Here is a 22,222-nt window from a genome sequence, read left to right on the forward strand (position 1 = left end):
TCAGGCCCGCGTCACCCATCGGGCCGCCGATCTCGAACCGGCCGGTCGGGTTGACCAGCAGCCGGTAGCCCTCGGTGTCCAGCTTGATGCCCTCGTCGAGGAGCGTCTTGAGCTCCGCCTCGACGACGAACTCGCGGATGTCCGGGGCGAGCAGCGACTCCAGGTCGATGTCGCTGGCGTGCTGCGAGGAGACCACGACCGTGTCGAGCCGGACGGCCTTGTCGCCGTCGTACTCGATGGTGACCTGCGTCTTGCCGTCGGGGCGGAGGTAGGGGATCGTGCCGTTCTTGCGGACCTCGGACAGACGGTTCGCGAGGCGGTGCGCGAGGAAGATCGGCAGCGGCATCAGCGTCGGCGTCTCGTCCGTCGCGTAGCCGAACATCAGGCCCTGGTCACCGGCACCCTGCCGGTCCAGCTCGTCCTCGTCGCCCTCGACGCGGTTCTCGTACGCCGTGTCGACGCCCTGCGCGATGTCCGGGGACTGCGCGCCGATGGACACCGACACACCGCAGGAGGCGCCGTCGAAGCCCTTCTTGGAGGAGTCGTAGCCGATCTCGAGGATCTTGTTGCGGACGAGGGTGGCGATGTCCGCGTAGGTCTTGGTCGTGACCTCGCCGGCCACGTGCACCAGGCCGGTGGTGATCAAGGTCTCGACGGCGACCCGCGAGGTCGGGTCCTCGCGCAGGAGCGCGTCGAGAATGGTGTCGCTGATCTGGTCAGCGATCTTGTCGGGGTGACCCTCGGTGACGGACTCCGAGGTGAACAGGCGACGGGACACAACGCTCCCTGGGGTTGCAGCGGCTGCTGGCTGATCATGGGCGGACGTGACGGGGGCTGCGCCCGGCGGTCGTCCGAGAACAGTTTATCGGTCGCACTCTGCCACCGGCCCTGCTGTCTCGCCTCTCGGGAGGGCTGTGACCTGCGGCACGGGCATTCTGCCCAATCCCGCCCGGGATTGACCAGGGGCGCCACGCCCGAGTGCGGTGTTCGAGGCAGCGGTGAGACGGCCGGAGCGTTCAGACCAGGCGTTCGGCGACCAGGTCCCACACGGTGTCGGCCAGGGCTTCCTTGGGGCCGTACGGCACCGGGGTCTCGCTGCCGTCGGCGCCCAGCACCACGGCCTCGTTCTCCTCGGCCCCGAAGGTCTTGCGCTCCCCCACCTCGTTGACGACGAGGAGGTCGCAGCCCTTGCGCGCGAGCTTCGTGCGGCCGTTGGCCAGGACGTCGTCCGTCTCCGCGGCGAAGCCGACGACGACCTGCGCCGGACGGGCCCGGTCGGCCGAGATCTCCGCGAGGATGTCCGGATTGCGGACGAGGGCGACGGGCTCGGGGTCCTGGCCGTCCTTCTTCTTGATCTTGCCGCCCGCGTAGGTGGCCGGCCGGAAGTCGGCGACCGCGGCCGCCATCACGACGGCGTCCGCGTCGGGGGCCGCCTTGAGCACCGCCTCGCGCAGCTGCACCGCCGTGCCGACCGCGACGACGTCCACTCCCGCCGGGTCCGGCAGGCCGGTGTTCGCCGCGATCAGCGTGACGCGGGCGCCGCGCGCGGCGGCGGTCCGGGCGAGGGCGTAGCCCTGCTTGCCGGAGGAGCGGTTGCCGAGGAAGCGGACCGGGTCGAGCGGCTCGCGGGTGCCGCCGGCGCTGACGACGACATGGCGTCCGGCGAGGTCGGGCTCGCGCACCCCGCGCGCCAGGACGCGCCGGCAGACCTCGAAGATCTCGGCCGGGTCGGGCAGCCGGCCCTTGCCGGTGTCGACGCCGGTGAGACGGCCGACGGCGGGCTCGATCACCACGGCGCCGCGGCGGCGCAGCGTCGCCACGTTCTCCTGGGTGGCCGGGTGCTCCCACATCTCGGTGTGCATGGCGGGCGCGAAGACGACCGGGCAGCGGGCGGTGAGCAGGGTGTTGGTGAGGAGGTCGTCGGCGAGGCCGTGGGCCGCCCTGGCGAGGGTGTCCGCGGTGGCCGGGGCGACCACGACCAGGTCGGCGTGCTGACCGATGCGCACGTGCGGGACCTCGTGGACGTCGTCCCAGACCTCGGTGGAGACGGGGTGGCCGGACAGGGCCGACCAGGTGGCCGCGCCGACGAAGTGGAGGGCGGAGGCGGTGGGGACGACCCGGACGTCGTGCCCCGACTCCGTCAGTCTGCGCAGCAGCTCACAGGCCTTGTAGGCGGCGATGCCACCGCTGACCCCCAGTACGACCTTCGGCTTGTCCACCGGACCTCTGCCTCCCCGCCACTCGTCACCGGTACGCCGCGGCTCCCGGCGTACGACTCCCATCACACACCACAGGCCCGGCAGTCGTGCTGCCGGGCCTGTGGAAAAACCAACTGCAAACCGAAAATACTACTGAGCCGGGCCCTCGATGGCCTCGGACGTCAGCAGACCCGCGTTGATCTCACGCAGGGCGATCGAGAGCGGCTTCTCGTGCACGTGGGTGTCGACGAGCGGACCGACGTATTCGAGGAGACCCTCGCCGAGCTGCGAGTAGTACGCGTTGATCTGGCGGGCACGCTTGGCCGCGTAGATCACGAGGCTGTACTTCGAGTCGGTTGCCTCGAGGAGCTCGTCGATCGGCGGGTTGATGATGCCCTCGGGCGCAGAGATGGAAGAGGACACGCTCTACCTTCCGATGGATGGGAAAAAATCAGTCATGATCACACAACTTGCATCAAGGCTAGCAGCTCGCGCGCCACATCCTCGACGGAGGTGTTGACCAGGGTCTCGTCGAACTCCGGCTCGGCGGCCAGTTCGATCCTCGCCGCCTCCAGCCGACGCTCGATCACCTCGGGCGGTTCGGTGCCCCGCCCGGTGAGCCTGCGCACGAGCTCCTCCCAGGAGGGAGGGGCCAGGAACACCAGCTGGGCCTCCGCCATGGACTCGCGGACCTGCCGGGCACCCTGGAGATCGATCTCCAGGAGCACGGGGACCCCCGTCTCCAGGTGCTCCAGCACGGCCGCACGCGGCGTGCCGTAGCGGTTGCCGGCGAACTCCGCCCACTCCAGCAGCTCGCCGTTGGCGATCAGCTTGTCCATCTCCTCGTCGCTGACGAAGAAGTAGTGGACGCCGTGCTTCTCACCGGGGCGGGGCCTTCGGGTCGTCGCCGACACCGAGAGCCAGACCTCGGGGTGTTCCTTGCGCATATGAGCGACGACCGTGCTCTTGCCGACCCCGGAGGGGCCGGAGAGCACGGTCAGCCGCGGACGTTCACTCATGCAGCGATTATTCCAGCAATCCCGGGGTGCCCGGCACTCCCTGCCCGGAGCGTCCGGGACTCAGGAACCGGTGCTGCCGAACTCGCGCTCCAGGGAGGCGATCTGGTTGGAACCGAGACCACGAACGCGGCGGCTCTCGGAGATACCGAGACGCTCCATGATCTGCTTGGCGCGGACCTTGCCCACGCCGGGGAGGGACTCGAGCAGGGCGGAGACCTTCATCTTGCCGATGACGTCGTTCTCCTGGCCCTGCTTGATGACCTCGTGCAGGGAGGCACCGGAGTGCTTGAGTCGATTCTTGACCTCGGCCCGCTCCCGGCGAGCCGCGGCGGCCTTCTCGAGCGCGGCTGCGCGCTGTTCAGGGGTAAGGGGCGGAAGAGCCACGCCTACGTCACCTCGGATGTTGACTGTCGGATACGGAACCGGTGAGGAACCTAGTCGCCCCACACCTGGGGAGCCACGAGCAACACGCTCGCCCGTCACTCTCGTCGGAGACTAGCGGGCAAGTCCGCCGGAGTCAGCGAGAACAGCGGAAAAGTCCTGGTCAGCCTCTACGAGGGCGGACATTTACGACATACTGCCCCGGATTTGAGAATGTATTCAGACTCAAGTCGACTTCGAGCCACTCATCGGAGGACTCGATCGACCGACTCGAACACCCGCGACGGCCGTCACGAAAGCCTCAGACCGCCGCCAGTGCGACACGGATCTCCGTCGCGAAGCGCTCCGCGGCCCCGCGCAGCGCCCCGACGTCGGGACCGTGCCGCAGGACCCCCCGGCTGACGTTGGGCACGACGTTGCGCACCGCCCGCCCGAAGACCGCCGGAAGGTCGGCCGGAGTCGCCCCCTGGGCCCCGATACCGGGTGCCAGAAGCGGCCCGGCGATGTCGAGGTCGTAGGACGACAGGTCGCCCAGCGTGGCCCCGACGACCGCGCCGAAGGAACCCAGGGGCTCCTCCCCCGCGTTCTCGGCGGCCAGGTGCGCCAGCATCGTCGCTCCCACCGTCCGGCCGTCCGCGCGGACCGCGTGCTGGACCTCGCCGCCCTCCGGGTTGGAGGTGAGCGCCAGGACGAACAGTCCGGCCCCGCTCTCCCGCGCCAGGGCGACGGCCGGGGACAGCGAGCCGTAGCCGAGGTACGGCGAGACGGTCAGGGCGTCCGAGAACAGCGGGGAGTCCTTGTGCAGGAAGGACTCGGCGTAGGCGGCCATGGTCGAGCCGATGTCGCCGCGCTTGGCGTCCATCACGACCAGCGCGCCGGCCGCCCGGGCGTCGGCGACCGTCCGCTCCAGGACGGCGACACCGCGCGAGCCGAACCGCTCGAAGAACGCGCTCTGCGGCTTCAGGACGGCGACCCGGTCGGCCGTCGCCTCGACCACGGTACGGCTGAAGCGCTCGAGGCCGGCGACGTCGTCGTTCAGGCCCCACTCGGTGAGCAGGGACGCGTGCGGGTCGATGCCGACGCACAGCGGGCCGCGCTCGTCCATGGCGCGGCGCAGCCGGGCGCCGAAGGGTTCCAGGACCGTCATGCCGTCTTCCTTGCGTCGGCGCCGACCGCGTCGGCGAGGGTGGCGTACGGGCTCGTGCGGAGGCGGGCGGCGAGGCCCTTGTGCAGGGCGCGGCTCCAGAAGGGGCCCTCGTAGACGAACGCGCTGTAGCCCTGGACCAGCGTGGCGCCGGCCAGGATGCGCTGCCAGGCGTCCTCGGCGTTCTCGATGCCGCCGACGCCCACCAGGGTGATCCGGTCGCCCACGCGCGCGTAGAGGCGGCGCAGCACCTCCAGGGAGCGTGCCTTGAGCGGAGCGCCGGACAACCCGCCGGCCTCCTTGACCAGCGCGGGCGCGGACCTCAGACCGAGCCCCTCGCGCGCGATGGTGGTGTTGGTGGCGATGATCCCGTCCAGGCCCAGTTCGACGGCGAGGTCGGCGACGGCGTCCACGTCCTCGTCCGCGAGGTCCGGAGCGATCTTCACCAGGAGGGGGACCCGGCGCGTGGTGACGCTGCGGTCGGCGGCCTCGCGCACGGCGGTCAGCAGTGGGCGCAGCGCCTCGGTCGCCTGGAGGTTGCGCAGACCGGGCGTGTTCGGGGAGGAGACGTTGACGACGAGGTAGTCCGCGTACGGCGCCAGCCGCTCGGCCGACTTCACGTAGTCCGCGGTCGCCTCGGCCTCCGGTACGGCCTTGGTCTTGCCGATGTTGACGCCCACGACGGTCCGGAAGACCGGCGTGCGGGAGGCCAGCCGCGCGGCGACGGCCAGCGAGCCCTCGTTGTTGAAGCCCATGCGGTTGATCAGCGCCCGGTCGGCGACGAGCCGGAACAGGCGTGTGCGGGGGTTGCCCGGCTGCGCCTCCCCCGTGACCGTGCCGATCTCGACGTGGTGGAAGCCCAGCATCGACATGCCGTCGACGGCGACCGCGTTCTTGTCGAACCCGGCGGCGAGCCCGAACGGGCCGTGCATGCGCAGCCCGAAGGCCTCGGTGCGCAGCTCCTTGTGACGGGGCGCCAGCGCGGCCGCGACGAACGTGCGCAGCACCGGTACGCGGGCGGCGAGCCGGATCCAGCGGAAGGCCAGGTGATGGGCCTGTTCGGGGTCCATGCGCTGGAAGACCAGACGGAAGAAGAGTTTGTACATCTCGGTGTCCCTCTTGAAGTCGTCGGTGACCTCATGAAGAGGGGGACACCGTTTCCGGTGTCCCCCTCTCGGCTAGTCGCGGGCCGCGGTCAGGTGTTGTGCGTGTTCCTGGAGTGAACGGACGCCCACGTCACCGTGGTTGAGGGCGTCGATGCCCTGGACGGCCGCGGCGAGCGCCTGCACGGTCGTCAGACACGGCACCGAGCGCGCCACGGCCGCCGTACGGATCTCGTAGCCGTCGAGGCGGCCGCCGGTGCCGTAGGGCGTGTTGACGATGAGGTCGACCTCGCCGTCGTGGATCAGCTGGACGATGGTCCGCTCGCCGTTCGGCCCGATGCCCTCGGACTGCTTGCGCACCACGGTGGCGTTGATGCCGTTGCGCTTGAGCACCTCGGCCGTGCCGGAGGTGGCGAGGAGCTCGAAGCCGTGCGCGACCAGCTCCCGCGCCGGGAAGATCATCGAGCGCTTGTCCCGGTTGGCGACCGAGATGAACGCCCGGCCCTTGGTGGGCAGCGGACCGTAGGCCCCCGCCTGCGACTTGGCGTACGCCGTGCCGAAGACGGAGTCGATGCCCATGACCTCGCCGGTCGAGCGCATCTCCGGGCCCAGCACGGTGTCGACGCCCCGGCCGTAGATGTCGCGGAAGCGCGACCACGGCATGACCGCCTCCTTGACGGAGATCGGCGCGTCGAGCGGGAGTTCCCCGCCGTCGCCGTTGGCCGGCAGCAGGCCCTCGGCGCGCAGCTGGGCGACGGTGGCGCCCAGCGAGATGCGGGCGGCGGCCTTGGCCAGCGGCACCGCGGTCGCCTTCGAGGTGAAGGGGACGGTGCGGGACGCGCGCGGGTTGGCCTCCAGGACGTAGAGGATGTCGCCCGCCATGGCGAACTGGATGTTGATCAGCCCGCGCACCCCGACCCCGCGGGCGATGGCCTCGGTGGAGGCGCGCAGGCGCTTGATGTCGAAGCCGCCGAGGGTGATCGGCGGCAGGGCGCACGCCGAGTCGCCCGAGTGGATGCCGGCCTCCTCGATGTGCTCCATGACTCCGCCGAGGTACAGCTCCTCGCCGTCGTACAGGGCGTCGACGTCGATCTCGATGGCGTCGTCGAGGAAGCGGTCCACCAGCACCGGCCGGGAGGGGCTGATCTCGGTGGACTCCGCGATGTAGGACTCCAGGCGGGTCTCGTCGTAGACGATCTCCATGCCGCGTCCGCCGAGGACGTACGAGGGCCGGACGAGGACCGGGTAGCCGATCTCGTCGGCGATGGCCTTGGCGCCGGTGAAGGTGGTCGCGGTGCCGTGCTTGGGGGCCGGCAGGCCCGCCTCGGCCAGCACCCGGCCGAAGGCGCCGCGGTCCTCGGCGGCGTGGATCGCCTCGGGCGGGGTGCCGACGACCGGCACGCCGTTGTCCTTCAGCGCCTGCGCGAGGCCCAGCGGGGTCTGCCCGCCGAGCTGCACGATCACGCCCGCGATCGGGCCGGCCTTGGCCTCCGCGTGCACGATCTCCAGCACGTCCTCCAGCGTGAGCGGCTCGAAGTACAGGCGGTCGGAGGTGTCGTAGTCGGTGGAGACGGTCTCCGGGTTGCAGTTGACCATCACCGTCTCGTACCCGGCGTCGCTCAGCGCGAAGGAGGCGTGGACGCAGGAGTAGTCGAACTCGATGCCCTGGCCGATGCGGTTGGGACCGGAGCCCAGGATGATCACCGCGGGCTTCTCGCGGGGCGCGACCTCGCTCTCCTCGTCGTAGGAGGAGTAGAAGTACGGCGTCTTCGCGGCGAACTCGGCGGCGCAGGTGTCGACCGTCTTGTAGACCGGGCGGATGCCCAGCGCGTGCCGCACCTCGCGGACGACGTCCTCGCGCAGCCCGCGGATCTCACCGACCTGCTGGTCGGAGAAGCCGTGCCGCTTGGCCTCGGCCAGCAGGTCCGCGGTCAGCTCGGGCGCCTCGGCCAGCTCGTCGGCGGTCTCCTTGATCAGGAACATCTGGTCGACGAACCACGGGTCGATCCTCGTGAACTCGAAGACCTCCTCCTGGGTCGCGCCCGCGCGGATGGCCTGCATGACGGTGTTGATCCGGCCGTCGGTCGGCCGGACGGCCAGCGCCAGCAGCTCGTCCTTGTCGCCCGGCTCGCCGACGAAGGTGAACTGGCTGCCCTTCTTCTCCAGGGAGCGCAGCGCCTTCTGCAGGGCCTCGGTGAAGTTGCGGCCGATCGCCATCGCCTCACCGACCGACTTCATGGTGGTGGTGAGGGTGGAGTCCGCCGACGGGAACTTCTCGAAGGCGAACCGGGGGACCTTGACGACCACGTAGTCGAGGGTCGGCTCGAACGACGCCGGGGTCTTCTCCGTGATGTCGTTGGGGATCTCGTCGAGGGTGTAGCCGACGGCCAGCTTCGCGGCGATCTTGGCGATGGGGAAGCCGGTCGCCTTCGACGCCAGGGCCGAGGAGCGCGAGACCCGCGGGTTCATCTCGATGACGATGATCCGGCCGTCGGCCGGGTCGACGGCGAACTGGATGTTGCAGCCGCCGGTGTCGACGCCGACCTCGCGGATGATCGCGATGCCGATGTCCCGCAGCCGCTGGTACTCGCGGTCGGTCAGCGTCATGGCCGGCGCGACGGTGATCGAGTCGCCGGTGTGCACGCCCATCGGGTCGAAGTTCTCGATGGAGCAGACGACCACGACGTTGTCGTGCTTGTCGCGCATCAGCTCCAGCTCGTACTCCTTCCAGCCGAGGATGGACTCCTCCAGGAGCACCTCGGTGGTCGGGGAGAGCGTGAGGCCCTGGCCGGCGATGCGGCGCAGCTCCTCCTCGTCGTGGGCGAAGCCGGAGCCGGCGCCGCCCATGGTGAAGGAGGGCCGGACGACGACGGGGTAGCCGCCGAGCGTCTCGACGCCCGCGAGCACGTCGTCCATGGAGTGGCAGATGACCGACCGGGCGGACTCGCCGTGCCCGATCTTCTCGCGTACGGCCTCCACCACGCCCTTGAACAGGTCGCGGTCCTCGCCCTTGTGGATGGCCTCGACGTTGGCGCCGATCAGCTCGACCCCGTACTTCTCCAGCACACCCTGCTCGTGCATGGAGATCGCGGTGTTGAGGGCGGTCTGCCCGCCGAGCGTGGGCAGCAGCGCGTCGGGCCGCTCCTTGGCGATGATCTTCTCGACGAACTCCGGGGTGATCGGCTCGACGTAGGTCGCGTCGGCGATCTCCGGGTCGGTCATGATCGTCGCCGGGTTGGAGTTGACCAGGATCACCCTGAGGCCCTCGGCGCGCAGGACGCGGCAGGCCTGGGTGCCGGAGTAGTCGAACTCGGCGGCCTGGCCGATGACGATCGGGCCGGAGCCGATGACCAGGACGGACTGGATGTCGGAGCGCTTAGGCACGCTGGCCCTCCATCAGGGAGACGAAGCGGTCGAACAGGTAGGCGGCGTCGTGCGGGCCCGCCGCCGCCTCGGGGTGGTACTGGACGCTGAAGGCCGGCCGGTCGAGCAGGTGGAGGCCCTCCACCACGTCGTCGTTGAGGCAGACGTGGGAGACCTCGGCGCGCCCGAAGGGGGTGTCGGACACCGTGTCGAGCGGGGCGTCGACGGCGAAGCCGTGGTTGTGCGCGGTGACCTCGACCTTGCCGGTCGTACGGTCCTGCACCGGCTGGTTGATGCCCCGGTGGCCGTACTTCAGCTTGTACGTGCCGAAGCCCAGCGCCCGTCCGAGGATCTGGTTGCCGAAGCAGATGCCGAACAGCGGCGTACCGCGCTCCAGCACCGCCCGCATGACGGAGACCGGGTGGTCGGCGGTGGCCGGGTCGCCGGGGCCGTTGGAGAAGAACACGCCGTCGGGGTTCGCGGCGTACACGTCGTCGACGCTCGCCGTGGCGGGCAGCACGTGCACCTCGATGCCCCGCTCGGCCATCCGGTGCGGGGTCATGCCCTTGATGCCGAGGTCGAGGGCGGCGACGGTGAACCTCCGCTCGCCGATCGCCGGGACGACGTACGCCTCCTTGGTGGCGACCTCCGCCGCCAGGTCGGCGCCCTGCATCTCCGGGGCCTGGCGCACCCGCGCGAGCATGGTCTCGTGGTCGGGCAGCGCGTTGCCGGAGAAGACGCCGACGCGCATCGCGCCGCGCTCACGCAGGTGCCGGGTCAGCGCCCGGGTGTCGATGCCGGAGATCCCGACGACGCCCTGTCGGGCCAGCTCCTCGTCGAGGGAGCGGCGCGAGCGCCAGTTGGAGGGCACGCGCGCGGGGTCGCGCACGACGTAGCCGGCGACCCAGATCCGCCCGGACTCGGGGTCCTCGTCGTTGACGCCGGTGTTGCCGACGTGCGGCGCGGTCATCACCACGACCTGCCGGTGGTACGACGGGTCGGTCAGCGTCTCCTGGTAGCCGGTCATTCCGGTGGAGAACACGGCTTCGCCGAAGGTCTCCCCCACCGCCCCGTAGGAGCGGCCCCGGAAGATCCGGCCGTCCTCCAGGACGAGTACGGCGGGAAGCGCCTCTTTCCTCTGCGAGGCGTTCCCCTGCTTGGAGGTCGTCATCGTTCGGCGCCTTCCGTGGTGGTTGTTTCGGTCATGGAGTTGAGGGCGTCGACCCAGGCGAGGTGTTCGGCCGCCCGGTCCGAGCGGAACCCGGAGTCGATCAGCCGGTCGCCGTGGGCCCAGGTGACGACGAGCAGGCCGCCCTCGGTAAGGACCTTGCCCGCGATGCCCTTGTCGAGCCGGGCCCCGCGCAGTGCGGCCACGGGGACGAAGAAGTCGTTCGCGCCGGGGCGTACGACGTCCAGGCCCGCGTCCGTCAGCGTGAGCTCGACCCGGCTGCGGCTGCCGAGGCCGTGCGCCACGATGCGGTCCAGCCACTGCCCGGCGGTGGTCGAGCCGTGGTAGCGACCGCTCAGGGTCAGTCTCGCCGGGCCGGGGTCCTCCGGCGTTTCAGGCAGGGGCGGCTTGCCGCCCCGGTTGAGGGGGGTGGTGGGCGACGGGCGGGCGGGCAGCTCCGGCAGGTCGCCCTGGAGCGTGCCGCGCCACTTCCAGCCCTCGCGCATCAGCCAGTAGACGAGCGCGACGAAGAGGGCGAGCCCGACGAGCCAGCCGACGCGGGCGGCCCAGTCGGTGACCTCGGCCGACTTCTTCTCGGCGGCCAGCAGGATTACAGGTGTCACGTGAGCTTCCCGTCGACGAGCGTGGCCTTGCCCCGCAGCCAGGTGTGGCTGACCCGGCCCGGCAGCTCGCGGCCCGCGTAGGGGGTGTTGCGGCTGCGCGAGGCGAAGCCCGCGGGGTCCACCGACCCACGGTATTCCGTGTCGACGAGGACGAGGTTGGCGGGCTCACCTGCCGAGACGGGCCGGCCGTGGCCGGTGGCCCGGCCGATGCGCGCGGGCGCGGCGGACATGCGGTCGGCGACGCCGGCCCAGTCGAGCAGGCCGGTGTCGACCATCGTCGCCTGGACCACCGAGAGGGCCGTCTCCAGGCCGACCATGCCCATGGCGGCCGCGGCCCACTCGCAGTCCTTGTCCTCGTGCGGGTGCGGGGCGTGGTCGGTGGCGACGATGTCGATCGTGCCGTCGGCGAGCGCCTCACGCAGGGCGTGCACGTCCCGCTCGGTGCGCAGCGGCGGGTTGACCTTGTAGACCGGGTTGTACGTCCGCACCAGCTCGTCGGTGAGCAGGAGGTGGTGCGGGGTGACCTCGGCGGTGACGTCGATGCCGCGGGACTTGGCCCAGCGGACGATCTCGACGGAGCCGGCGGTCGAGAGGTGGCAGATGTGGACGCGGGAGCCGACGTGCTCGGCGAGCAGGACGTCACGGGCGATGATCGACTCCTCGGCCACCGCGGGCCAGCCCCCGAGCCCGAGCTCGGCGGAGACGACGCCCTCGTTCATCTGGGCGCCCTCGGTGAGCCGCGGCTCCTGGGCGTGCTGGGCGACGACTCCGCCGAACGCCTTCACGTACTCCAGGGCCCGCCGCATGATCACGGCGTCGTCGACGCACTTGCCGTCGTCGGAGAAGACGGTGACTCCGGCGGCGGACTCGTACATGGCGCCCAGCTCGGCGAGCTTGCTGCCCTCCAGGCCGACGGTGACCGCGCCGATGGGCTGGACGTCGCAGTAGCCGTGCTCCTGGCCGAGCCGGTAGACCTGCTCGACGACTCCGGCGGTGTCGGCGACCGGGAAGGTGTTGGCCATGGCGAACACCGCGGTGTAGCCGCCGGAGGCGGCCGCGCGGGTGCCGGTCAGAACGGTCTCGGAGTCCTCGCGGCCGGGCTCGCGCAGGTGGGTGTGCAGATCGACCAGGCCCGGCAGGAGGACCTTGCCGCCGGCCTCGACGACCTCGGCGTCCCCGGCCGCCAGGCCGCTGCCGACGGCCGCGATCTCCGCGCCGTCGATCAGCACGTCCTGCGGCTCGCCGCCGAGCACCTTCGCGCCCCGGATCAGGATCTTGCTCATGGTTCCTACTTCTCCTCGATACGGGTGTGGCTGTCGGCGGGAGCGTTCTTCGGGTCGAACACGGCGCCCCCCAGAAGCAGGTAGAGCACGGCCATCCGGATGGAGACACCGTTGGCGACCTGCTCCACGACGGTGCAGCGGTCGGAGTCGGCGACCTCGGCGGTGATCTCCATGCCCCGGACCATCGGGCCGGGGTGCATCACGATGGCGTGCTCGGGCATCCGCGCCATGCGGTCGCCGTCGAGGCCGTAGCGGCGGGAGTACTCGCGCTCGGTGGGGAAGAACGCCGCGTTCATCCGCTCGCGCTGGACCCGCAGCATCATCACGGCGTCGGACTTCGGCAGGGTGCTGTCCAGGTCGTAGGACACCTCGCACGGCCAGGCCTCGATGCCGACCGGCACCAGGGTCGGCGGCGCGACGAGGGTCACCTCGGCGCCGAGGGTGTGCAGCAGGTCGACGTTGGAGCGGGCGACCCGGCTGTGCAGGACGTCGCCGACGATCGTGATGCGCTTGCCCGCCAGGTCGTTGCCGAGCCCGGCGTCCCGGCCGACCAGGCGGCGCCGCATGGTGAAGGCGTCGAGCAGGGCCTGCGTGGGGTGCTGGTGGGTGCCGTCGCCGGCGTTGATGACGGTGGCGTCGACCCAGCCGGAGGTGGCGAGCCGGTAGGGCGCCCCCGAGGCGCCGTGCCGGATGACGACCGCGTCGACGCCCATCGCCTCCAGGGTCTGCGCGGTGTCCTTGAGGGACTCGCCCTTGGAGACGCTGGAGCCCTTGGCGCTGAAATTGATGACGTCCGCGGACAGCCGCTTCTCGGCGGCCTCGAAGGAGATCCGGGTGCGGGTGGAGTCCTCGAAGAACAGGTTGACGACGGTACGGCCGCGCAGGGTCGGCAGTTTCTTGATCGGCCGGTCGGCGACCCGGGCCATCTCCTCGGCGGTGTCGAGGATCAGGACGGCGTCGTCGCGGGTGAGGTCGGCGGCCGAGATGAGATGACGCTGCATCTGTCAGGCTCCGTAAGGCAGTTCAGGTGGGGACACGGGGGGCCGGAAGCCCGGGGGCACCGCCGGGCGTGCGGGGGCGCAGCACTCGGCGGCGGACGGCTGAGCGCTGCTACTGCTCGCGCGCCGGGGCGGTCTGCTTCACGCCGAGCAGCACGGTGTCGCGACCGTCCTCCTCGGCGAGCTGGACCCTGACCGTCTCCCGCAGCGACGTGGGGAGGTTCTTGCCGACGTAGTCGGCGCGGATGGGCAGTTCGCGGTGACCGCGGTCCACCAGGACCGCGAGCTGGACCGCGCGGGGGCGCCCGATGTCGCCGAGGGCGTCGAGGGCGGCACGGATGGTGCGGCCGGAGAAGAGCACGTCGTCGACGAGGACGACCAGTCTGCCGTCGACGCCGTCACCGGGGATCTCGGTGCGGGCCAGCGCGCGCGGCGGGTGCATGCGCAGGTCGTCGCGGTACATGGTGATGTCGAGGGAGCCCACCGGGACGGTGCGGTCGGTGATCTGCTCCAGCTTGGCGGCGAGCCGCTGGGCGAGATGGACGCCCCGGGTCGGAATGCCGAGAAGCACCACGTCGTCGGCGCCCTTGGCGCGTTCCACGATCTCGTGGGCGATGCGGGTGAGGACCCGTGCGATGTCCGGGGCCTCGAGGACCGGGCGCGCGTCGGACTGCCCGGTGCCGTGCGTTTCCTGCGTGTCGTGCGTGTCCATGTGAAACGGACCTCCTTCTCCGCCTCACGGGACGGACCTTAAAGGACGTCGGATTTGCGCCACCCACGTTAGCAGGCCGGGTCGACGGCCCTGATCACCCCTCTGGCGTAATCGGCCACCACCGGCGAGGGAGAGCCGGTGCGGACCATTCGGCTTGACGCAGGAGTGTAACGCTGCGTAACCTCACAGTGAGTTACCAGCCGCGCGGCCTGGCCGCGTAGTCACAGTGTCCGGGGAGCTATATGTCCAGCGAATACGCCAAACAGCTCGGGGCCAAGCTCCGGGCCATCCGCACCCAGCAGGGCCTTTCCCTCCACGGTGTCGAGGAGAAGTCCCAGGGACGCTGGAAGGCGGTCGTGGTCGGGTCCTACGAGCGCGGCGACCGCGCCGTGACCGTGCAGCGGCTCGCCGAACTGGCTGATTTCTATGGGGTTCCCGTGCAGGAGCTGCTGCCGGGCACCACTCCGGGCGGAGCCGCGGAGCCGCCGCCGAAGCTGGTGCTGGACCTGGAGCGGCTGGCTCACGTGCCGGCCGAGAAGGCGGGCCCCCTCCAGCGGTACGCGGCGACGATCCAGTCCCAGCGCGGCGACTACAACGGCAAGGTGCTCTCGATCCGCCAGGACGACCTGCGCACACTCGCCGTCATCTACGACCAGTCGCCCTCGGTCCTCACCGAGCAGCTGATCAGCTGGGGTGTGCTCGACGCGGACGCCCGCCGCGCGGTCGCCCACGAGGAGAACTGAGCCTCACCGCTCCAGCAGAAACGTGCCGCCGGGGGTGGCCGGAAGCTCAGGCTTCCGGCCACCCCCGGCGGTTTCGCGCTTCCCACGCCCTTTGCGCGCCCCCTCGGGCGCCGGGGGCGCCGCGGGACGCCTGAGGGCCCGCAGCGGTCTCGCTGCGGGCCCTCAGGCGTCATGTCGTGTCTCTACGGTCCCCTCGGCCCCGTCGCGGCCTGTCAGGCCCCGTCGCGGCGCAGGGTGGGCTTCAGGTCCTTGAGACGGCCGAGCAGGCCGTTCACGAACGACGGCGAGTCGTCCGTGGAGAACTCCTTCGCCAGCTGCACCATCTCGTCGAGCACGACGGCGTCGGGCGTCTCGTCGGCCCAGATCAGCTCGTAGGCGCCGAGCCGCAGGATGTTGCGGTCGACGACCGGCATCCGGTCCAGCGTCCAGCCGACCGAGTACTGGGCGATCAGCTCGTCGATACGCGTCGCGTGCAGCGCGTAGCCCTCGACCAGCTGCATCGTGTACTCGCTCACCGGCGGCTGCCGGGTGTCGGCCCGGGAGAGCCGGACCCAGTCCGCGAGGACCGTCAGAACGTCCGCGTCGCGCTGGTCGCCCTCGAAGAGGATCTGGAAGGCGCGCTTGCGGGCCGTGTTGCGAGCAGCCACGGCTAGCTGTTCACCCGGCCGAGGTAGTCGCTGGTGCGGGTGTCGACCTTGATCTTCTCACCGGTGGTGATGAAGAGCGGCACCTGGATCTGGTGGCCCGTCTCCAGCGTGGCGGGCTTGGTGCCGCCGGTGGAGCGGTCGCCCTGCACGCCCGGCTCGGTCTCCGAGATGGTCAGCTCGACGGCGGCCGGCAGCTCGACGAAGAGCACCGCGCCCTCGTGCTGCGCGACGGTGGCCGTGAAGCCCTCGATCAGGAAGTTGGCGGCGTCGCCGACGGACTTGCGGTCGACCATCAGCTGGTCGTAGGTGTCCATGTCCATGAAGACGAAGTACTCGCCGTCCATGTACGAGAACTGCATGTCGCGCTTGTCGATCGTGGCCGTCTCGACCTTGACGCCGGCGTTGAACGTCTTGTCGACGACCTTGCCGGAGAGCACGTTCTTCAGCTTGGTGCGCACGAAGGCCGGGCCCTTGCCGGGCTTGACGTGCTGGAACTCGACGACGGACCAGAGCTGGCCGCCTTCGAGCTTGAGCACCAGGCCGTTCTTGAGGTCGTTCGTGGAAGCCACGGTTGCGGAATCTCCTGGACTGACGTGGACGACCCCGGCGCACGCGCACAGCTCGGAAAGCTACAGCGCGAGCAGCTCCTTGGTCGTGATGGTGAGTAGCTCGGGTCCGCCGTCCGCCTCGGGGCGTACGACGAGCGTGTCATCGATCCTGACACCGCCCCGGCCCGGGAGGTGGACCCCCGGTTCGACGGTGACCGGCACGCAAGCGTCCAGTTTACCCATGGCCGCGGGGGCCAACTGCGGGTCCTCGTCGATTTCGAGTCCGACACCGTGCCCGGTGAGTGCCGGGAGGCCCTCCGTGTACCCCGCCGAGTCGAGCACGTGGCGGGCGGCGCGGTCCACGTCACGGTAGGCGGCGCCGGGTACCAGCATCTCCCGTCCGGCGCGCTGGGCAGCGAAGACGAGGTCGTACATCTCGATCTGCCAGTCCGCGGGAGACGTGCCGATGACGAAGGTACGGCCGATCTCACAGCGGTAGCCGCGGTAGCGGGCGCCGAGGCAGACAGAAAGGAAGTCGCCCTCCTCCACCCGGCGGTCGGTGGGGCGGTGCCCGCGCCGGCCGGAGTTCGGGCCGGTGGCGACGGAGGTCGCGAAGGCGGGGCCGTCGGCGCCGTGGTCCACGAGCCGGCGCTCCAGTTCCAGGGCGAGATGCCGCTCGGTCCGGCCGACGAGGATCGACTCCAGCAGCTCCCCCAGCGCCTGGTCGGCGATCTCCGCGCCGATGCGCAGACAGGAGATCTCCTCCTCGTCCTTGACGATCCTGAGCTGCTCGACCGCGCCACCCAGGTCGGCCAGGCGCAGCCGTGGCACCACGGAGCGGATCGCCCGGTGCCTGGCCACCGTGAGATGGTGCTCCTCGACGGCGAGGGAGTCGGCGCCCTGGCCGAGGGCGAGGTCGGCGGCGGCCACGGCCGCGTCACCGCCCCGGCCGGGCAGCGGCCGCACCCGCACGGCCTCGTCCGGCCTGCCTTCGAGGGCTCGGTCGTCCGGGGGGCCGGTGCACAGCAGCAGGTCCTCGGTCCTGCCGAGCAGCAGCACGGCGCCCCTCGGGGCGGCGCCCGCGAGATAGCGCACGTTGGCGGGACGGGAGACAAGCGCCGCCGCGCTGCCGCCCGCGTGACAGCGTTCCTTCAGCCGGGTCCGGCGAGCCGCGTACACCTCTGACATGCATCGAGCGTATGAGCTGCGCGCGGACGGCGCCGGTTGAGGGAGTCCGAGTGGGGGGTGCGGCGGTCCTGACCAGGGGACCGGCCCGGGCTACCAGTTCGGCGGGCTGGCGATCGACCGGGCCAGTACCTCGTCCAGGACGCGGGCCGTCTGGTCCACGTCGAGCTGGGAGTTGTCGATGATCGGGAGGCCGGAGCCGTACCAGCCGGCCATGCGGCCGTGGATCTGGGCGACCTCCTCGTCGGCGAGGCGGCGGTTGCCGGAGCGCTCGGCGTTGCGCTCCAGGACGATCTCCAGGCCGGGCAGCAGGACGACCGGCAGCAGGCCGGGTCCCACGTGCCGCTTCCAGCCGCCCAGGCCGACCACCGGGCGGTCGGGGAAGACGGCGTCGTCGAGGATGCAGGAGATGCCGTTGGCGAGGAAGTTGCGCGCGGCGAAGCCGCAGGTGCGGCGGGCGAGGCGGTACTGCGCCTCCGAGTGGTCGTTCCACCCGGACCGGGGGTCGGCGAAGCCCGAGCGGACCCACTCGCGTACGTCGTCGAGGCTGATGTGGGCGGTGGGGACCCGCCGGTGGTCCGCCCAGTACTTGGCCACGCTCGTCTTCCCCGCGCCGGCCGGCCCGATCAGCAGCACCGCGAGGGTCGTGCCGGTGGGGTCGGGCGCGGCCGTGGCGGGCGGCGCGCTGGGCATGGCCACTGGCCCGCCGGGGGGCAGCGGCACATGGCCGGTGGTGTCCGGGGCGTGCGCCGCCTGCGGGTGCGGGGGGCCGGGCGGGACGGGCGCGTGGTGCGGGGCGGGCGGCACCGGGCCCGCGGGGGCCGGTGCGTACCCCGGGGCCGGTGGTGCTTCGGGCCCGGGGACGGAACCCTGGTGCGCGCCGGGGTGGGGCGGTCCCGGATGGTGTGCGGCCTGCGACCAGCCGGCGGCCGGTCCGTGCCCCGGTCCGTGGGGCGGCGGCAGCGGAGAACCCACTGCGTGCTGCATCCGGTGCCACTCCGTCTCGTGTCGTTCGGCGCATGCGCCCGCGGGTCTCTCCGCCGGAGTCGGGAGCCCGACCGTGCTCGGCCCCGCAGGACTCCGCGCTCGCCCTCTCGACACCGATACGCCCCTCGGCTCGCCGATGGCGGGCGAGGAGCACCGGCAGCGGGGTGCGAACCCCGTTCCCTACCGAACGGTACCGTCCCCGGCCGTCATTTGGTGAACGGCCGGGGAGGCCCCGAAGTGCCCGTGTCCGTACGGCAGATCGGACGGAAGGTGCACCGGCGTACTTACTCGCCCACTTCGCCGTACGCGGCGAGCAGCACGGCCGGGTCCGGCCCTTCGAGGACGGTGGGCTTGGCCAGTCCGTCGAGGACGATGAAGCGCAACAGGTCGCCGCGGGACTTCTTGTCGACCCGCATCGTCTCCAGCAGCTTGGGCCACTGGTCGTGGCGGTAGTGCAGCGGCAGTCCGACGGACTCCAGGACGGTGCGGTGCCGGTCGGCGGTGGCGTCGTCCAACCGGCCCGCGAGGCGGCCCAGTTCGGCGGCGAAGTGCATGCCCACCGAGACGGCGGCGCCGTGGCGCCACTTGTAGCGCTCGTTCTTCTCGATGGCGTGGGCGAGTGTGTGCCCGTAGTTGAGGATCTCCCTCAGGCCCGACTCCCTGAGGTCGGAGGAGACGACCTCGGCCTTGACCCGGATGGACCGCTCGATGAGTTCGGCGGTGTGCGGGCCGGCCGGGGTGCGGGCCGCCTGCGGGTCGGCCTCGATGAGGTCCAGGATCGCCGGGTCGGCGATGAAGCCGGCCTTGATGATCTCGGCGAGTCCGGAGACGTAATCGTTGACCGCGAGCGAGTCCAGCGCGGCGAGGTCGCACAGCACGCCGGCCGGCGGGTGGAAGGCGCCGACCAGGTTCTTGCCCTCGGCGGTGTTGATGCCGGTCTTGCCGCCGACGGCCGCGTCCACCATGGCCAGCACGGTGGTCGGGACGGCGATCCAGCGCACCCCGCGCAGCCAGGTCGCGGCGACGAACCCGGCGAGGTCGGTGGTGGAGCCGCCGCCGACCCCGACGACGACGTCACTGCGGGTGAAGCCGGACTGGCCGAGCGCCTTCCAGCAGTAGGCGGCGACCTCGGCGGTCTTGGCCTCCTCCGCGTTGGGCACCTGGATGGCGACGGCCTCGTAGCCCTGGCCGGCCAGGTCGGCGCGCAGCGCCTCCCCGGTCTCGGCGAGCGCCTCGGGGTGCACGACGGCGACCCGCTTGACCCGGTCGCCGATCAACCCGGCCAGTTCGCCCAGGAGTTGCCGGCCCACCAGCACCTCGTAGGGCTCGCTGCCGGCGGTGCCGCCGACCTGGATCCGCGTCACTGCCTCGCTCATGCTTCCTTCAACTCCAGTGCGTCCAGGGCCGCTTGTGTGACCTCTTCGGGCGTACGGTCATCGGTGGCCACGACGGCGGTGGCGATCTCCTCGTACAGGTGCCGCCGGGCCTCCATCAGCTCGCGCCACTGCTTGCGCGGGTTCACCGCGAGCAGGGGCCGCGCCGCGTTCAGGCCGGTGCGCTTCACGGCCTCCTCGACGTCCATCGAGAGATAGACCACACGGTGCCCGGCGAGCAGCGCGCGGGTGTCCTCGTCGAGGATCGCGCCGCCGCCCAGCGCGAGGACGCCGTCGTGCTCGCCGAGGGCCCGGTGCACGGCCCGCTTCTCGATCGCGCGGAAGGCCCCCTCGCCCTCGTCGACGAAGATCTCGGCGATCGTGCGGCCCTGCTCGGCCACGATGTCGTCGTCGGTGTCCCGGTAGGCGACGCCGAGCCGCTCGCCGAGCAACCGCCCGACGGTCGACTTGCCGACGCCCATCGGACCGACCAGGACCACCACGGGCGCCGCGCTCAACGGATGGCCAGGTGTTCGAGGTAGGACTCGACGTTGCGGCGGGTCTCGGTCACCGAGTCGCCGCCGAACTTCTCCGCGACGGCGTCGGCCAGCACCAGGGCGACCATGGCCTCGGCGACGATGCCGGCCGCCGGAACCGCCGACACGTCCGAGCGCTGGTGGTGCGCGGCGGTCGCCTCACCGGTGGTCACGTCGACCGTCCGCAGGGCCCGCGGGACCGTCGCGATGGGCTTCATCGCGGCCCGCACCCGCAGCAGCTCACCGGTGCTCAGACCGCCCTCGGTGCCGCCCGAGCGGCCGGAGGTCCGGCGGATGCCGTCCTCGGTGTTCACGATCTCGTCGTGCGCCTTGGAGCCGGGGACCCGCGCCAGGTCGAAGCCGTCGCCGACCTCGACGCCCTTGATGGCCTGGATGCCCATGAGGGCGCCGGCCAGCCGGGCGTCCAGCTTCCGGTCCCAGTGCACGTGCGAACCCAGGCCCACCGGCACGCCGTAGGCGAGGATCTCGACCACACCGCCGAGGGTGTCGCCGTCCTTGTGGGCCTGGTCGATCTCCGCGACCATCGCCTTCGAGGCGTCCGCGTCCAGGCAGCGCACCGGGTCGGCGTCCAGCCTCTCCACGTCGGCGGGGGTCGGGTGAACACCCCGCGGGGCCTTCGCGGACGCCAGCTCGACCACGTGCGAGACGATCTCGATCCCGGCCGTCTCCTTGAGGTAGGAGCGGGCGACCGCGCCCAGCGCCACGCGGGCCGCGGTCTCCCGGGCGGAGGCGCGCTCCAGGATCGGCCGGGCCTCGTCGAAGCCGTACTTCTGCATGCCGGCCAGGTCGGCGTGGCCGGGCCGCGGGCGGGTCAGCGGGGCGTTGCGGGCCAGACCGGCGAGGATCTCCGGGTCGACCGGGTCGGCCGACATGACCTGGTCCCACTTGGGCCACTCGGTGTTGCCCACCATGATCGCGACCGGGGAGCCGAGGGTGAGGCCGTGCCGGACGCCGCCGAGGAAGGTCACCTCGTCCCGTTCGAACTTCATCCGCGCACCGCGCCCGTAGCCGAGCCGCCGCCTCGCCAGGTGGTCCCCCACCATCTCCGTGGTGATCGGCACGCCGGCGGGAAGTCCCTCCAGCGTCGCCACGAGTGCGGGACCGTGGGACTCCCCCGCGGTCAGCCAGCGCAACCTGCTCAACGGTGCTCCTCAGTACGCGCGCCCTGGTGCTGCCCCGCGTACGCGCGTCCTCGCGTACGGCAACTGCCGGCCGGGTGCGCGGCCCCGGCCCGCCACCTCCGATCCTCCCACGTCCGCGGCCTCGGCCGGCCGCCGGTCCACCACCCGGACGGGGAACGGGACGCCGAAGTGACTGGAACCGCCGGGTCCGCGGACGGCGTACCGGAGGGCGGCGGAGTGCTCAGCGGGCGGCGAGCGCGTGCTCGCCGGCCGCGCGCATCGCCTCCAGCGGCGCCGGGGTGCGCCCGGTCATCTGCTCGACCTGGAGGACCGCCTGGTGGACGAGCAGGTCCAGGCCGCTGACCACGGCGCCGCCGTACGCGGACCAGCGGGCCGCGAGCTCGGTGGGCCACGGGTCGTAGAGCACGTCGAAGAGGGTGGCGGGCCGCTCGGGCACGCTGCCGGACAGGGCGTCCGTCGTGCCGGCCGGGGTGGTCGCGATCACCAGCGGCCGGTGCAGTGCCTCGGCCGCATCCGCCCAGTCCTCGACACGGACCTCGACGTCCAGCCGCTTCCCCCACTGCCGCATCTCCGCGGCACGGGCCTCGCTGCGCACGTACACCGCGATCTCGCCGGTGCACACCCGGGCCAGCGCGGCCAGCGCGGAGGAGGCGGTGGCGCCGGCACCGAGCACGGCCGCCGAGGCGACCTCCTCGATCCCCCGCTCGCGCAGTGCGGCGACCATGCCGGGGATGTCGGTGTTGTCGCCGAGGGTGCGCCCGTCCGCGGTGCGCACGACGGTGTTGACCGCCTCGACGGAGGCCGCCGTGTCGGTGATGTCGTCGAGCAGCGGGATCACGGCCCGTTTGAGCGGCATGGTCAGCGACAGTCCGGCCCACTCCGGCCCGAGGTCCGCGAGGAAGGCGGGCAACGCGGCCTCGTCGACCTCGAAGCGGTCGTAGGACCAGTCGGTGAGGCCGAGCTCCCGGTAGGCGGTGCGGTGCAGCACCGGGGACAGGGAGTGGGCGATGGGCGAGCCGAGCACGGCCGCCCTGCGGGGAGCTGTCAT

General features: G+C 71.6%; 22 protein-coding genes. 1 reads left to right on the forward strand and 21 read right to left on the reverse strand.

Annotation, left to right across the window (positions count from 1 at the left end; genetic code table 11):
* The 13 genes from metK to pyrR form a co-directional block, all read right to left on the reverse strand.
* A partial coding sequence (metK, locus tag ABZT03_RS23315) for a methionine adenosyltransferase (protein ID WP_356042213.1) occupies positions 1-778 on the reverse strand: 778 nt, incomplete at its 3' end.
* Between the two features lie 238 nt (positions 779-1,016).
* On the reverse strand, positions 1,017-2,219 hold the full coding sequence (gene coaBC / locus ABZT03_RS23320; RefSeq protein WP_356042215.1) for a bifunctional phosphopantothenoylcysteine decarboxylase/phosphopantothenate--cysteine ligase CoaBC: 1,203 nt from the start codon (positions 2,217-2,219) through the stop codon (positions 1,017-1,019).
* A gap of 129 nt (positions 2,220-2,348) precedes the next feature.
* Positions 2,349-2,621: a DNA-directed RNA polymerase subunit omega gene (gene rpoZ, locus ABZT03_RS23325; RefSeq protein WP_003977348.1), complete on the reverse strand. Its 273-nt coding sequence runs from the start codon at positions 2,619-2,621 to the stop codon at positions 2,349-2,351.
* 38 nt (positions 2,622-2,659) lie between these two features.
* Positions 2,660-3,217 carry a guanylate kinase gene (gene gmk / locus ABZT03_RS23330; protein WP_356042217.1) on the reverse strand — a complete coding sequence of 186 codons (558 nt, stop codon included), beginning with the start codon at positions 3,215-3,217 and terminating at the stop codon, positions 2,660-2,662.
* 60 nt (positions 3,218-3,277) lie between these two features.
* On the reverse strand, positions 3,278-3,601 hold the full coding sequence (locus ABZT03_RS23335) for an integration host factor (RefSeq protein ID WP_003977346.1): 324 nt from the start codon (positions 3,599-3,601) through the stop codon (positions 3,278-3,280).
* A gap of 298 nt (positions 3,602-3,899) precedes the next feature.
* Positions 3,900-4,745, reverse strand: coding sequence for an orotidine-5'-phosphate decarboxylase (pyrF, locus tag ABZT03_RS23340; RefSeq protein WP_356042219.1), 846 nt, complete (start codon positions 4,743-4,745; stop codon positions 3,900-3,902).
* The gene (locus ABZT03_RS23345) at positions 4,742-5,848 is read right to left on the reverse strand and encodes a quinone-dependent dihydroorotate dehydrogenase (protein WP_356042221.1); all 1,107 of its coding nucleotides are present in this window, start codon (positions 5,846-5,848) and stop codon (positions 4,742-4,744) included. Before ABZT03_RS23345 ends, pyrF begins: the two co-directional genes overlap by 4 nt.
* Before the next feature lie 72 nt (positions 5,849-5,920).
* Positions 5,921-9,229: a carbamoyl-phosphate synthase large subunit gene (gene carB, locus ABZT03_RS23350; protein ID WP_356042223.1), complete on the reverse strand. Its 3,309-nt coding sequence runs from the start codon at positions 9,227-9,229 to the stop codon at positions 5,921-5,923.
* Entirely contained in the window at positions 9,222-10,379 is a 1,158-nt protein-coding gene (carA, locus tag ABZT03_RS23355) for a glutamine-hydrolyzing carbamoyl-phosphate synthase small subunit (protein ID WP_356042225.1), read from the reverse strand. Before carA ends, carB begins: the two co-directional genes overlap by 8 nt.
* The gene (locus tag ABZT03_RS23360; RefSeq protein WP_356042226.1) at positions 10,376-10,999 is read right to left on the reverse strand and encodes a hypothetical protein; all 624 of its coding nucleotides are present in this window, start codon (positions 10,997-10,999) and stop codon (positions 10,376-10,378) included. Before ABZT03_RS23360 ends, carA begins: the two co-directional genes overlap by 4 nt.
* A complete protein-coding gene (locus tag ABZT03_RS23365; protein ID WP_356042228.1) occupies positions 10,996-12,282 on the reverse strand; it encodes a dihydroorotase in 1,287 nt (428 codons plus the stop codon). The genes ABZT03_RS23360 and ABZT03_RS23365 overlap by 4 nt, the downstream gene beginning before the upstream one ends.
* 5 nt (positions 12,283-12,287) lie before the next feature.
* Positions 12,288-13,283: an aspartate carbamoyltransferase catalytic subunit gene (locus ABZT03_RS23370; RefSeq protein ID WP_356042230.1), complete on the reverse strand. Its 996-nt coding sequence runs from the start codon at positions 13,281-13,283 to the stop codon at positions 12,288-12,290.
* A 109-nt stretch (positions 13,284-13,392) separates the two neighbouring features.
* Positions 13,393-13,992 (reverse strand): bifunctional pyr operon transcriptional regulator/uracil phosphoribosyltransferase PyrR, encoded by a 600-nt coding sequence (gene pyrR / locus ABZT03_RS23375; RefSeq protein ID WP_356042232.1) that lies wholly within the window; start codon positions 13,990-13,992, stop codon positions 13,393-13,395.
* A gap of 242 nt (positions 13,993-14,234) precedes the next feature.
* Between pyrR and bldD the strand changes: the two genes are divergently transcribed.
* A complete protein-coding gene (bldD, locus tag ABZT03_RS23380) occupies positions 14,235-14,735 on the forward strand; it encodes a transcriptional regulator BldD (RefSeq protein WP_189976704.1) in 501 nt (166 codons plus the stop codon).
* A 212-nt stretch (positions 14,736-14,947) separates the two neighbouring features.
* Here bldD and nusB read toward each other — a convergent pair whose 3' ends face one another.
* From nusB to ABZT03_RS23420, 8 genes are all read right to left on the reverse strand, one after another.
* Positions 14,948-15,382, reverse strand: a complete 435-nt coding sequence (gene nusB, locus ABZT03_RS23385; RefSeq protein ID WP_356042234.1) for a transcription antitermination factor NusB — start codon at positions 15,380-15,382, stop codon at positions 14,948-14,950.
* A gap of 2 nt (positions 15,383-15,384) precedes the next feature.
* Positions 15,385-15,951 (reverse strand): elongation factor P, encoded by a 567-nt coding sequence (efp, locus tag ABZT03_RS23390; protein WP_356042236.1) that lies wholly within the window; start codon positions 15,949-15,951, stop codon positions 15,385-15,387.
* A 60-nt stretch (positions 15,952-16,011) separates the two neighbouring features.
* Complete coding sequence (locus tag ABZT03_RS23395) at positions 16,012-17,118, reverse strand: aminopeptidase P family protein (protein WP_356042238.1); 1,107 nt, start codon at positions 17,116-17,118, stop codon at positions 16,012-16,014.
* A 90-nt stretch (positions 17,119-17,208) separates the two neighbouring features.
* Positions 17,209-18,102, reverse strand: a complete 894-nt coding sequence (locus ABZT03_RS23400; RefSeq protein WP_356042240.1) for a Pro-rich N-terminal domain-containing protein — start codon at positions 18,100-18,102, stop codon at positions 17,209-17,211.
* Between the two features lie 284 nt (positions 18,103-18,386).
* The gene (aroB, locus tag ABZT03_RS23405; protein WP_356042242.1) at positions 18,387-19,478 is read right to left on the reverse strand and encodes a 3-dehydroquinate synthase; all 1,092 of its coding nucleotides are present in this window, start codon (positions 19,476-19,478) and stop codon (positions 18,387-18,389) included.
* On the reverse strand, positions 19,475-19,993 hold the full coding sequence (locus ABZT03_RS23410) for a shikimate kinase (RefSeq protein WP_356042244.1): 519 nt from the start codon (positions 19,991-19,993) through the stop codon (positions 19,475-19,477). The genes aroB and ABZT03_RS23410 overlap by 4 nt, the downstream gene beginning before the upstream one ends.
* On the reverse strand, positions 19,990-21,174 hold the full coding sequence (gene aroC / locus ABZT03_RS23415; protein ID WP_356042246.1) for a chorismate synthase: 1,185 nt from the start codon (positions 21,172-21,174) through the stop codon (positions 19,990-19,992). Before aroC ends, ABZT03_RS23410 begins: the two co-directional genes overlap by 4 nt.
* A 220-nt stretch (positions 21,175-21,394) precedes the next feature.
* Positions 21,395-22,222 (reverse strand): shikimate dehydrogenase, encoded by an 828-nt coding sequence (locus ABZT03_RS23420; RefSeq protein ID WP_356042248.1) that lies wholly within the window; start codon positions 22,220-22,222, stop codon positions 21,395-21,397.

This window comes from Streptomyces sp. NPDC005574, assembly GCF_040605435.1.
Lineage (GTDB): Bacteria > Actinomycetota > Actinomycetes > Streptomycetales > Streptomycetaceae > Streptomyces.